Origin of the sequence: Bacillus sp. C30 (assembly GCF_040838255.1) — a bacterium.
In the GTDB taxonomy this organism is placed as follows: domain Bacteria; phylum Bacillota; class Bacilli; order Bacillales; family Bacillaceae_G; genus Bacillus_A; species Bacillus_A mycoides.
This window is the reverse complement of sequence record NZ_JBFPJH010000007.1, coordinates 1-12,367: the sequence shown is the minus strand read 5'-3', so window position 1 is coordinate 12,367 and position 12,367 is coordinate 1. Positions and strand designations below refer to the sequence as shown.

Below are 12,367 nucleotides of genomic sequence, written 5' to 3'. Positions count from 1 at the left end.
CCCCCTATTTTCCTGACAAAATTTCTTGTTCCATCATATTTATAATACAGAATATTTCGTCTTTTTTAGTTTTCAATGCAGCCTTATTCACAATCATTCGAGCTGATATAGAGCACATTTCCTCAAATACAATTAACCCGTTTTCTTGTAATGTTTTTCCTGTTTCAACAATATCAACAATTGCATCTGCCAAACCTAGAAGTGGAGCAATCTCTACAGATCCTTCTATTTTAATAATTTCTACATCCTCCCCTTTATCATGAAAATATGTAGAAGTAATGTGCGGATATTTCGTAGCAATTCGTTTTTTTCGATAACTCTTCGGATTATACGTAGGAATAGAAGCGACACAAAATTTACACACGCCCACTCCTAAATCGACCATCTCATATATATCTTTCTCAAATTCCATTAATATATCTTTTCCAACGACTCCAATATCAGCTACGCCATGTTCTACATAAGTAGCAACATCTACCGCTTTCACTAAAATAAATGAAATGTTTGTGTTTTTACTTTTAAACACAAGTTTTCTTCCTTTATCTTTGAGCTCCGAACAATCAATTCCAATTTTTTCAAACAGTGGAATAACATGCTTTTCTAATCTTCCTTTCGTTAACGCAATTTGAATGTTACGCATGAAGCCTCCCCTTCTTTCTGGATGATCCATTTCTCTCTCCATACATATTCCACTAGTGACTCACTCTTCGCCTCAACGACTGTCATTATTTTATTCTTGTTTGCAAATTGAAAAGTATCATTTAAATTAGAGAATAAAGATAACTGGGAATTCTTCCCGTCCTTTTGAAGTAAATTTCGTAACCTTTCCGCTTCTGCTAATCTATTTAACTCATAATGAATCATAATATCTATTCTCTTTCGTTTATATGGTTCTTGCTGCTCTTGAAGCGCCTTAACTATTTGATTTACTTGCACCGCGAGCCCAACCGCTGGCATCATCTCTCCAAAATTTCCAATTAACTCATCATATCTCCCGCCACTAACAATCTCTTCTCCAATTTCATATATATACCCTTTGAAAATAACACCCGTATAATAATCCAAATGTTGAACCATACCTAAATCAATTGATATGTAAGAGCCATACCCTAACTGTTCAATTGTTTCATATATTTCTTTCACTCTCGCAATGGCCATTTTCATTTCATTACTTGAGGCGAGTTTTTCTGCTTCCTCAACAACATCTAAACTCCCTAATAACCTTGGTAGTTTCTCAAGTAACCTCACTGTTTCATCACACCGATTTAATTTCTTTTCTTCTATAAAGTGTGAGAGTCCGGCATAATTTTTACTTTCAATATACGTTCTAAGTAACTTCTCTTCTTCATCATTAATGGGGAGCTTTTTTACGATACATTTATATAACTGCACTTGCCCAATCTCAATTGTGAAAGATTGCACCTTTAATTTTTGAAGTGCTTGAATTACGCTTATCACACATTCAATTTCAGCCCTTACATTTTCAATCCCGATAATTTCAATACCACTTTGCACTATTTCATTATATTTCCCAGTAAGGGACTCATTCGCCCGAAATACATTCCCGCTATAAGTTACTTTAAGAGGAATATCCCCTCTCTGTGTTCCAATTACTCTTGCTAAAGGAATTGTCATATCTGGGCGTAAAACGATAATCCGTCCTTTTTCATCGAAAAATTTATACATCTTTTCTTCATCTATCGGCCTGTTTTGAAATGCAAAAACATCATAAAATTCAATTGTAGGTGTCCTTATTTCTTCATAACCTCTCTCTAAAAAGGTACGCCTTAATTTTTGTTCTACTTCTTCAATTAACGTACATTCTTCGAATAAATAGTCCCTCGTTCCATTTGGGTTCGCCCGTTTCCATTTTGTCATCTAAATTCTCACACCTTTCCCTTTCTAATGTATGCCTATTTCATTCACCTAAACCGAAAATAAAAAGAGCCTTGTAGACAAAATACCTACAAGGCTCTTTAGTAGAGTGTAGGTACAACGGGAATAACCCTTGTACCTACACGTTTTCACGTTAGGTTCAAGGGTTTCATGTATGATGATGTAGTTGTGTAAGCATTTTAATAGATTGCATGATATTCATAATCCTTACTCCCTTTCTCCTCTGATTTTCACATAGTATATAACACTTAATTCTGAATGTAAATACATTTTAAAAAATTCTGTTAACTCTTAATATAAAGCTACTTTCCTTTCATACTCTCCAATTTCTTGTTCATATTGCATTGTAATGCTGATTTCATCTAGACCATTTAATAATTTTTCTTTCCACATTTTCTCGATTGTAAAATGAAACCTGTGCGTATTCGTAATAATTACTTCATTCTCTAAATCAACTTCCATTTGATCTCTCGCATTCGTTTTGGCAAGTTGTTCACGCATCTCTTTATCCATTACAATCGGTAACATACCATTCTTCATACAATTCATATAAAAAATATCTGCAAATCCTCCGGCGATAATAACGCGGAAACCATAATCAGCAAGCGCCCACGGAGCATGTTCTCTTGAAGAACCACATCCAAAATTATCACCTGTAATTAATATACTTGCTCCTTTTCGTTCTTGTGCATTAAGGGAGAAATTAGGATTTTCATGGCGCTCATTATCGTAACGCCACTCATCAAATAAATATTTTCCAAATCCCGTCCTTTCAATTCTCTTCAAATATTGCTTCGGAATAATTTGATCTGTATCAATGTTATCATTCATAAGTACTGCGGCAGTACCTTTATGAATATGAAATGGTTCCATCGTAACTCTCCTTTCTAATATCAACAAAATGACCATATAACGCAGCTGCTGCAGCCATAGCTGGACTTACTAAATGTGTTCGTGCTCCTTTCCCTTGCCTTCCTTCAAAATTACGATTTGAAGTAGAAGCACAATGTTCTCCTTCAGGTACTTGATCTGGATTCATCCCAAGACACATTGAACATCCAGGCTCTCTCCATTCAAATCCCGCTTCTTCAAATATGCGATGTAAGCCTTTTTGCATCGCCCGCTCTCTCACACTTTTTGATCCTGGTACAACGAGTGCTCGCACACCTTCTTTTACCTTTTTCCCTTTTACAACAGATGCAGCAATTTCTAAGTCAGATAAACGTGAATTTGTACAAGAACCAATGAAGACATGCTTAACAGGAATTTCAAACGTACTTTGCCCAGGGCTCAATCCCATATATGAAAATGCTCTTTCATCATTTTCGTTATGCTTCTCTGGTAATTTTTCATCAATAGGAACACCCATACTAGGATTTGTTCCCCAAGTGACATACGGTGCTAAATCCGTAACATCTACCGAAATATGTAAATCATAAATTGCATCTGAATCTGTATAAAGCTCCGACCATTTTCCCGTAAACGTTTCATAGTCTTTCGGTGCATATTCACGCCCTTTTACATAAGAAAATGTTTTCTCATCTGGTGCAATGATGCCAGCTTTCGCTCCCCCTTCAATTGCCATATTGCAAAGTGTCATTCTCTCTTCCATACCCATATCACGAATCGTCTCTCCGTAGAATTCCATTACATGCCCCGTTCCAACCGCTACACCGTACTTTGAGAGAAGATGCAAAATAATATCCTTTGCATAAACGCCTTTCGGTAACTTTCCTTTTAATTCAATCCCCATCGCTTTCGGTTTTCGTTGCCACAACGTTTGAGTTGCTAATACATGTTCTACTTCACTCGTACCAATACCAAACGCTAAAGCACCGAAAGCACCGTGGGTTGCTGTATGGCTATCACCGCATACAATCGTTTCCCCCGGTTGTGTGAGCCCAAGTTCTGGTCCTATAACGTGAACGATTCCTTGCTCTTCATCACCAATATCGGCTAATCGCACCTTAAATTGTTTACAATTGTCACGAAGTGTATCCAATTGCTGCTTCGCAATGCGATCGGTAATATTCCAAACATCTTTCGTTGGAATATTATGATCCATCGTTGCAAACGTTAATTCCGGTCTCCGAACAGTTCGATTTGCAAGTCGCAAGCCTTCAAAGGCTTGCGGTGACGTTACTTCATGAACGAGATGAAGATCGATATATAATAAATCCAATCCATTTTCATTCGTTACAACTACATGTCTTTCCCAAAGCTTATCTAGTAACCTTTTCCCCATTATCTTCCTCTCCCTACTAGTGCCTGCTCTTCCATTTCTTGAATAACTGCCCTCGTAAATGAAGTTGTCGTCTCATTCCCCCCAATATCAGCTGTACATTTCCCAGATTGAAGAACTGCAGAAATTGCCTCTTCAATCGCATACCCTTCTCTCGTTAATCCAAATGATTGCCCAAGCATCATCGCTACTGAACGCATCATTGCAATTGGATTCGCTTTATTTTTACCTGCAATATCTGGCGCTGATCCGTGAATAGGCTCATATAAAGACGGCCCGTTTTCCGCATGGCTCGCTGATGGAAGCATTCCTAATGACCCTGCTAATACAGAAGCCTCGTCGCTCAAAATATCACCAAATAAATTTTCTGTTACGATAACGTCAAATCTCCTTGGGTTTCGAATTAATTCCATAGCAGCTGCATCTACTAAAATGTGCTCTAATTCAACATTAGGATAACGAAGAGCTACTTCTTCCGTAACAGCTCTCCACAATTTACTAGATTCTAAAACATTCGCTTTATCAATAGAGGTTACTTTTTTCTCTCTCTTACTCGCTAATTGAAAAGCATACGACACGATACGTTCAATTTCATGACGATGGTACGTAAGTGTATCAGTTGCCGATTCTTCCGTTCTTTCTTTCGGATAAGAGAAATAAATACCGCCTGTTAGTTCACGAACGACAACGAAATCAATTTCATCTGCGTTTTTTAATGGCGATAAATGTGCAGTTGAGCTTTCTACTGTTACAGGGCGAACGTTCGCAAATACACCAAGTCCTTTTCTTAAAGCTAATAATCCTTTCTCTGGCCTTTCTTTCGCATCATCCCACCGCGGTCCACCAACCGCTCCAAGTAAAACCGCATCACTCGCTAAACAAGCGGCAAGTGTTCGCTGTGGTAATGGTTGCCCATTTAAATCGATAGCCGCTCCGCCAAAGTACTCATCTTGTAAATGAAAGTGATGTCCATATAGCCTCTCTACCATATGCAATACTTCCTTCGCGCTTTCCATAATTTCCGGACCAACACCATCACCCGCTAAACAAACGATACGTTTTTCCAATTAAAACACTCCTTTTTATCTGAATTTTCAGAAATATATTTTGATAAGTAAGGGACGATCCCCTCACTTATCAAACAGTTACTTCACAAGAGTAATAAAAGATTTTAATTTTCCAGCCGCATGAACATACGCTCTCGCCGATGCTTCTAATACGTCTTGCGCAACACCAAAACCTGATACTTGATGAGTTCCTTCTTTTAATTCAACATGAACATGTGCAAGTGCATCTTGACCTTGCGTTATAGATTGTATGCGATAATCCGCTAAGTCACATTCTAATCCTAAAATTCTTTGAATTGCATTATAGATCGCTTCAATACTTCCAGAACCAGTTGCTGCATCTTCGTACATATTTCCTTCCTCATCTTTTAGTACAACCGTTGCACACTGTGTACTATTTGATACGAAATGTACTTGCAATTGAGTAATGCTATATTGCTGGGCCGCAAATGCTGCTTCACCAAGCATAAGTGCACGTAAATCTTCTTCTGTAATTTCTTTTTTACGGTCAGCCAAGTTTTTAAATGCTTCAAACACCACATCTCGTTCTTCTTTTGTAAACTCATAACCAAGTTCTTTCATTTTTTCAGTAAACGCATGGCGCCCGGAATGCTTTCCTAATACAAATAGATTTTGTGACTCTCCAATCAGTGATGGTTCAATAATTTCATACGTCGTTACTTCTTTTAATACACCGTCTTGATGAATACCTGATTCGTGAGCAAAAGCATTTGCTCCAACAATCGCCTTATTTTTCGGTACAACCATACCCGTTAACCGACTTACTAACGTACTCGTCGCTTTAATTTCTTTTAATGTCATAGAGGATTCTGCTTCATAGAAATCTTTTCTAATATGGAGAGCAACCGCGACTTCTTCTAGCGCCGCATTCCCCGCTCTTTCTCCAATTCCATTAATCGTTCCTTCTACTTGTAACGCTCCGCCTTCAACCGCAGCTAACGAATTCGCTACTGCCATCCCAAGATCATCGTGACAGTGACAAGAGAAAATTGCTTTTTCATACGACGGAACGGATTCTTGTAAGTATTTAAAAAGAGAATAATATTCTTCTGGATTCGTATATCCAACTGTATCAGGAATATTGATTACATTCGCTCCTGCACGAATCGCTACTTCTACTGCTTCAGCTAAAAATGCTCTCGATGTTCTTGTCGCATCTTCTGCTGAAAATTGCACTGTCGGAAATAATGATTTCCCGAGCGTAACAGAGCGATGTATGCTATCTAATACATCTTCTTTTGACATACAAAGCTTATATTTCATATGAATGTCACTCGTAGCTAAAAATACGTGTAAACGAGGAGAGACAGCGCCTTTCACAGCTTCATAGGCTCTTCGAATATCACTTTCTTTCGCTCTAGCTAAACTCATAACCGTAGCATTTTGAATGGTATTTGCGATACGTTTTACCGATTGAAAATCACCTTCAGAAGCCGCTGCAAATCCAGCTTCCATTACATTAATACCAAGTCTCTCTAGTTGCCTCGCAATCTGTAATTTCTCTTGTTCATTTAAATTAACTCCTGGTGATTGTTCGCCATCACGAAGCGTCGTATCCATGAACAAAATTTGCTTCATATTATTTAATCCCTACCTTTACTCGGGGCTGTACGAAAGGCATCATTTCACGTAATATACGTCCAACTACTTCGATTTCATGTTCATTTTCTTTTTCATTTGTCGCCTGGAAATTTGGTCTTCCTGCTTTATGCTCTGCAATCCAGCCTCTTGCAAATGTACCATCTTGAATTTCTGCTAGTACTGCACCCATCGCTTTCTTCGTATCTTCAGTAACAACGCGTGGCCCTGATACGAAGTCTCCCCACTGCGCTGTATCTGAAACTGAATATCTCATATTTTCAAGTCCACCTTCATACATAAGGTCAACAATTAGTTTCAGTTCATGTAAACATTCAAAATATGCAAGTTCAGGTTGATAACCAGCTTCAACTAACGTTTCAAACCCAGCTTTTACTAGTGCAGTCACTCCGCCGCAAAGTACAGCTTGCTCTCCAAATAAATCTGTTTCTGTTTCTTCTTTAAACGTTGTTTCTAATACACCTGCTCTCGTCGCCCCAATTCCATCTGCATATGAAAGTGCCTTTTCAATCGCAACTCCTGTTGCATCTTGATATACTGCAAATAATGCAGGAACAGCTCCCCCTTCCGCAAACGTACGACGTACTAGATGTCCTGGTCCTTTCGGTGCTACTAGAAATACATCTACATTAGCTGGCGGTTTTACTTGATCAAAGTGAACATTAAATCCATGCGCGAAAACGAGAGAATTGCCCCCTTGTAAGTTTGGTGCAATTTCAGCTTCATATACTTCCGGCTGTAATTCATCAGGTAGTAGAATCATTACTACATCTGCTTTTTCTGCTGCTTCCGCTACTGTGTATACAGAAAAACCGTCTTCTTTCGCCTTATCCCATGACTTCCCTTTCCTCAGTCCTACTACCACATCAAATCCGTTATCACGTAAGTTTTGCGCATGCGCATGGCCTTGCGATCCATATCCGATGATTGCTACTTTCTTTTCCTTTAATACATTTACCGTTACGTCTTTTTCATAATAAACTTTCGCCATTTTCATTTCCCCCTATTTTTTAAATAATTATTGAATTAACATAACTTGTTTATCTTGTTTTTTCATACTACGTGTAAATGCTGTTACACCTGTTCTAGCAATTTCTTTCAAACCATATGGACGAAGTAATTCAATTAACGCTTCTACTTTCTCCTGGGTACCTGTTACTTGCACCACTATGGAATCCTTCCCAACGTCTATTACAGCGGCTCGGAACGGTTCAATTAAACTATATAATTCTGCTCTTGCTACAGACGTTGCTACTTTAATAAGTGCAAGTTCTCTAGCGATCATCGCTTCTTCTGTAATATCTGATACTTTCAGTACATCGATTTGCTTATGAAGTTGTTTAATTAACTGCTCAACTTGCTGTTCATTTTCAACGTGTACAACAATCGTCATTCTCGAAATATCCGATGATTCCGTATGACCTACTGAAATACTTTCAATATTAAAATGTCTACGTGTCATAACACCTGTAATTCGATTTAACACACCGCTTTGATTTCGAACTGTCGCTGTTACAATTCTCTTCACCTTTTCTCCACTCCCTCCATTTGATGAACGCCTTTTCCTGGGGCAACCATCGGCATTACCTTTTCGGATTGAAGTACGCGGCAATCAATTACAACAGGCTCTCTTAACTCAATTGCATACTGTAATTGTTGCTTTGCAAGAAGTGGGTCTTCAATACGAACACCTTTTATGCCATAAGCATTGGCAAGCGCAACAAAATCTGGTTGGCATGGAAGTAAGGAGTGCGAATATCGCCCATTATAAAATTCCTCTTGCCATTGTCTTACCATCCCTAAAGCTTCATTATTTAAAATAAAAACTTTTACTGGTAAAGAATGCTCTTTTAACACACTAAGTTCTTGCAAGGTCATTTGAAATCCAGCATCACCGACAATTGCAATAACTAGTTCTTCAGGCTTTGCGATTTGTGCACCTATTGCTGCTGGAAACCCGAAGCCCATTGTTCCCAACCCCCCAGAGGTTACCCATCTATCTGGTTTTTTCAGCGGATAATATTGAGCTGCCCACATTTGATGTTGCCCAACATCTGTTGTTACAATCGCTTCTCCTTTCGTAATTTCGTATAGCATATCAATTGCATATTGAGGTTTAATACGCTCTGCATGTTCTTTGTAAGAAAGAGGGTATTTTTCTTTTCTACTATTCAATAACGAAAGCCAATCATTGTGATGTACTTCCCCTTCTTTAAAAGTAAGTAGAGCTTCTAATGCTTGCTTTGCACTCGCAACAATAGGGATTTCAGTCGGCACATTTTTCCCAATTTCCGCTGGATCAATATCTATATGTGCGACAATCGCTTCTTTAGCAAAATAAGCTAAATTTCCAGTAAGACGATCATCAAACCTTGCACCTATATTAATAAGTAAGTCACATTCATATAACGCCATATTTGCGGTGTATGAACCGTGCATTCCTCCCATCCCTAGAAATAGTTCATCATCTGGCGGAAACCCACCAAGACCAAGTAATGTATGAACAACTGGAATATGATATTTGCGAGCAAAACTTGTTAATTCTTTCGATGCTTTCGCATGCAATACACCTGCTCCAGCTAAAATTAATGGCTTTTTTGAGACCTCAATCGCTTGTAATAATTTGTTTATTTGTAGTAGATTCGGTTCATAATTAGGCTGGTATCCTGGTAAATCCATTTGTACGTCGCTACATCGCTCACCTTGCTCTACTACCATATCTTTCGGAAGGTCAATTACGACTGGGCCCGGTCTTCCTGTTCTAGCGATATGAAATGCTTCTTTAATAATTCGGGGTAAATCCGATGCTTTTCGCACTTGATAATTATGTTTTGTCACCGGCATCGTAAGTCCCATAATATCTGCTTCTTGAAAAGCATCACTTCCGATTAACGTTGTTGCTACTTGCCCTGTAAATACAACAAGTGGCAATGAATCAATCATCGCGTCAGCTAGACCAGTAATAACATTTGTAGCACCCGGTCCACTTGTTGCAATTACCACTCCTGGATTTCCTGTAATTCTTGCATATCCTTCAGCAGCATGAATTGCACCTTGCTCATGCCTCGTTAAAATATGCGGAATTTCACAATCATAAAGCGCATCATATAGAGGTAAAACTGCACCACCTGGATAACCAAAAATCACCTCTACTCCTTCCTTTTCTAGCGCTTCTAACAATAGCTGTGCACCAGTAGCCAGTTTCTCTTCCGTTTTTGAAGACATTTTTCTTATAAGCCCCCTTTTTTAAAACATTTATAAAATAAAAAAATCCTACGTCCACACTCCAGCTATGTGCTGAAGGGACGAAAGATTTCGCGGTACCACCCTTCTTTGCAAGATTACTCTTGCCTCAGTGACTCGGGATATGAGTCTAGCTAATAACGGAGCTACCGTCTAAGCCTAAACAAACGTTTCAGCTTAGCACTCAAGGGTGATGTTCGTCGACGTGAACCATCGGTTTCCAGCAACCACCGACTCTCTGTGAGGCTTCACAGTCAACTACTCCTCCCTATCAACGCTTTATCATGTCATAAGAGCTATTATCCAACTTTATTTTCTTCGTAAATTTTCTCTCCATCTTCTACAACTAATTTACGGAATTCTTCTAATAAACGATTCGTATGTGGCCCTGTTCTACCTAAACCAATCGTTCTTCCATCTACTGTCGTAACAGCAATTACTTCAGCAGCTGTTCCTGTTAAAAACACTTCATCAGCTACATATACATCGTGCCTTGTAAATAATTCTTCTCTTACGTCATATCCAAGTTTTTCGCCGATTTCTAAAATCGCGTTTCGTGTAATACCTTCTAACGCTCCAGCAGAACTTGGTGGTGTAATTAATTTATTTCCCTTCACAATAAATACATTATCTCCAGAGCCTTCAGCTACATATCCTTGGTCATTTAACATAAGTGCTTCTTGTACTCCAGCTAATTTCGCCTCAATGCGAACTAAAATATTATTTAAGTAATTTAAAGATTTTACTTGAGGCGATAAAACATCCGGGCGATTGCGACGCGTTGCAACTGTTATAATCGGAATCCCTTTTTCATAATATTCTTGTGGAAATAAAGATAATTGCTCTGCAATTACTACTACATTTGGTTTCGTACAAGAATCGGGATCTAATCCCAAGTTCCCAGGTCCTCTTGATACAACGAGGCGGATATATCCATTAGATAGTTTGTTTTGTCGAATCGTTTCAACAACGATTTTCGTTGCTTCTTCTAACGTATATGGAATTTCTAACATGATGGATTTCGCTGATTCATATAACCGGACAAGATGCTCTCTCAAACGGAAAACATTACCGCTATATACCCTAATTCCTTCGAACACTCCATCGCCATATAAATAGCCATGATCATATACTGAAACCTTTGCTTCGTCTTTTGGAACAAATTCTCCATTTAAGAAAATCCACTGCTCGTTCACTTGAAAGCGCCCCCTATGTTCTATGAGTTTTTTATTGTTTCCTAGTCTACTCTCCTTTTCAAATAAATCAAGTTAATTTTTAGAAAATTTTTAATTTTTAATCGCACGTACATCTTTGTTTATATTGATTTAATAACATTGTTAACGTTTACAAAAAGTCAAAAAAATTTTTTCGTCAAATTCTACTAAAAAAATATTTGTTTAAAAGAAGGGTTTTCGCCAATTGATACGAATCTATTGTATTCAATAAACGGACGTCCGATTTTATAAATCCGGGAATATACAACGACTTTTGGTGAAAAAGGGGGAAAATAACAAAAATAACGCTGTCTAAAAATAACATTCATATTTTTCATTTAGTAATCATAATCCTATTTTTAAAAAACAATTTGTCAAATTGAAGGAGGAAATAACAATGGCGTGTGTACAAATTAAAGGAACGAGACAAGAGGTAGTAGAAATGCTACAACTATTTGATCTAATGGATACGAAAGGATTTTGTAAATTCGATAATTACGTTGAAGTAGAACCAAATAGTAGGAAACATAACAACTACACAGCTTCAATCGATATTCAGTCTAATAACAGTTCAGCACAAGATACATTAAATAATCAATTCGTTAGTCAAATGCTTACTGGTGTATATAACGACTAAACAAATATTCTCTTCCTACCATCTTTTCATAAATATATGCTATGGACTTGAGCATACTAGCAACTAGATGGTAGGAGGTGAAAATTATGGCTAGAATTGGTGTTGAGAACTCTTTAACAGATGTTCAACAAGCTCTTCAGCAACAAGGACATGAAGTCGTTTCACTTAACTCTGAAAATGATGCACATGGGTGTGATTGTTGCGTTGTAACCGGGCAAGATTCTAATATGATGGGCATTGCAGATACATCGATAAAAGGATCTGTAATTAAAGCACATGGTTTAACAACAGATGAAATTTGTCAGCAAGTTGAAAACCGCACTTAATCATTTTTATCACATTATTTGTGAGCTAATATGTAAAGGGAATGGAATGGTCCCACTGATTATAGTTTCAATTTATTTATAGAAAGAGGGCTCCTTTTCAAAAGGAGCCCTCTTTTTTATAT

Annotated in this window: 12 protein-coding genes and 1 other annotated feature; of the genes, 2 read left to right on the top strand and 10 right to left on the bottom strand. The window is 37.9% G+C overall.

Going from position 1 to position 12,367, the window contains the following annotated elements:
- Positions 1-4: 4 nt before the first annotated feature.
- The 10 genes from hisG to ilvE all read right to left on the bottom strand — a co-directional run bounded on the left by hisG (position 5) and on the right by ilvE (position 11,264).
- On the bottom strand, positions 5-640 hold the full coding sequence (gene hisG / locus AB3X49_RS01800; protein ID WP_033708301.1) for an ATP phosphoribosyltransferase: 636 nt from the start codon (positions 638-640) through the stop codon (positions 5-7).
- On the bottom strand, positions 616-1,878 hold the full coding sequence (locus AB3X49_RS01795; protein WP_367960234.1) for an ATP phosphoribosyltransferase regulatory subunit: 1,263 nt from the start codon (positions 1,876-1,878) through the stop codon (positions 616-618). The genes hisG and AB3X49_RS01795 overlap by 25 nt, the downstream gene beginning before the upstream one ends.
- Positions 1,879-2,187: 309 nt before the next feature.
- Positions 2,188-2,769, bottom strand: a complete 582-nt coding sequence (gene leuD / locus AB3X49_RS01790) for a 3-isopropylmalate dehydratase small subunit (protein WP_002135167.1) — start codon at positions 2,767-2,769, stop codon at positions 2,188-2,190.
- Positions 2,747-4,141 carry a 3-isopropylmalate dehydratase large subunit gene (gene leuC / locus AB3X49_RS01785; protein WP_367960232.1) on the bottom strand — a complete coding sequence of 465 codons (1,395 nt, stop codon included), beginning with the start codon at positions 4,139-4,141 and terminating at the stop codon, positions 2,747-2,749. Before leuC ends, leuD begins: the two co-directional genes overlap by 23 nt.
- Positions 4,141-5,205 carry a 3-isopropylmalate dehydrogenase gene (gene leuB / locus AB3X49_RS01780; protein WP_367960231.1) on the bottom strand — a complete coding sequence of 355 codons (1,065 nt, stop codon included), beginning with the start codon at positions 5,203-5,205 and terminating at the stop codon, positions 4,141-4,143. The genes leuC and leuB overlap by 1 nt, the downstream gene beginning before the upstream one ends.
- A gap of 78 nt (positions 5,206-5,283) precedes the next feature.
- Entirely contained in the window at positions 5,284-6,804 is a 1,521-nt protein-coding gene (gene leuA, locus AB3X49_RS01775) for a 2-isopropylmalate synthase (protein WP_002064438.1), read from the bottom strand.
- Between the two features lies 1 nt (position 6,805).
- Positions 6,806-7,816, bottom strand: a complete 1,011-nt coding sequence (ilvC, locus tag AB3X49_RS01770) for a ketol-acid reductoisomerase (protein WP_367960230.1) — start codon at positions 7,814-7,816, stop codon at positions 6,806-6,808.
- 27 nt (positions 7,817-7,843) lie between these two features.
- Positions 7,844-8,353 (bottom strand): acetolactate synthase small subunit, encoded by a 510-nt coding sequence (gene ilvN / locus AB3X49_RS01765; protein ID WP_000822948.1) that lies wholly within the window; start codon positions 8,351-8,353, stop codon positions 7,844-7,846.
- Complete coding sequence (gene ilvB / locus AB3X49_RS01760; protein WP_367960229.1) at positions 8,350-10,050, bottom strand: acetolactate synthase large subunit; 1,701 nt, start codon at positions 10,048-10,050, stop codon at positions 8,350-8,352. Before ilvB ends, ilvN begins: the two co-directional genes overlap by 4 nt.
- A gap of 73 nt (positions 10,051-10,123) precedes the next feature.
- Positions 10,124-10,352, bottom strand: a binding site (T-box leader).
- 15 nt (positions 10,353-10,367) lie between these two features.
- The gene (gene ilvE / locus AB3X49_RS01755) at positions 10,368-11,264 is read right to left on the bottom strand and encodes a branched-chain-amino-acid transaminase (RefSeq protein ID WP_002011723.1); all 897 of its coding nucleotides are present in this window, start codon (positions 11,262-11,264) and stop codon (positions 10,368-10,370) included.
- Between the two features lie 415 nt (positions 11,265-11,679).
- Between ilvE and AB3X49_RS01750 the strand changes: the two genes are divergently transcribed.
- Both AB3X49_RS01750 and AB3X49_RS01745 read left to right on the top strand, forming a co-directional pair.
- Positions 11,680-11,919 (top strand): DUF3911 family protein, encoded by a 240-nt coding sequence (locus AB3X49_RS01750; RefSeq protein ID WP_367960228.1) that lies wholly within the window; start codon positions 11,680-11,682, stop codon positions 11,917-11,919.
- Between the two features lie 86 nt (positions 11,920-12,005).
- Positions 12,006-12,245: a YkuS family protein gene (locus tag AB3X49_RS01745; protein WP_002011725.1), complete on the top strand. Its 240-nt coding sequence runs from the start codon at positions 12,006-12,008 to the stop codon at positions 12,243-12,245.
- Positions 12,246-12,367: the final 122 nt, after the last annotated feature.

Bases quoted from the DNA above. Each gene is read 5' to 3' on its own strand.
- leuA (WP_002064438.1), bottom strand. From the start codon at position 6,804: ATGAAGCAAATTTTGTTCATGGATACGACGCTTCGTGATGGCGAACAA.
- hisG (WP_033708301.1), bottom strand. From the start codon at position 640: ATGCGTAACATTCAAATTGCGTTAACGAAAGGAAGATTAGAAAAGCAT.
- ilvC (WP_367960230.1), bottom strand. From the start codon at position 7,816: ATGGCGAAAGTTTATTATGAAAAAGACGTAACGGTAAATGTATTAAAG.
- ilvB (WP_367960229.1), bottom strand. From the start codon at position 10,050: ATGTCTTCAAAAACGGAAGAGAAACTGGCTACTGGTGCACAGCTATTG.
- AB3X49_RS01745 (WP_002011725.1), top strand. From the start codon at position 12,006: ATGGCTAGAATTGGTGTTGAGAACTCTTTAACAGATGTTCAACAAGCT.
- leuC (WP_367960232.1), bottom strand. From the start codon at position 4,141: ATGGGGAAAAGGTTACTAGATAAGCTTTGGGAAAGACATGTAGTTGTA.
- AB3X49_RS01750 (WP_367960228.1), top strand. From the start codon at position 11,680: ATGGCGTGTGTACAAATTAAAGGAACGAGACAAGAGGTAGTAGAAATG.
- leuD (WP_002135167.1), bottom strand. From the start codon at position 2,769: ATGGAACCATTTCATATTCATAAAGGTACTGCCGCAGTACTTATGAAT.
- AB3X49_RS01795 (WP_367960234.1), bottom strand. From the start codon at position 1,878: ATGACAAAATGGAAACGGGCGAACCCAAATGGAACGAGGGACTATTTA.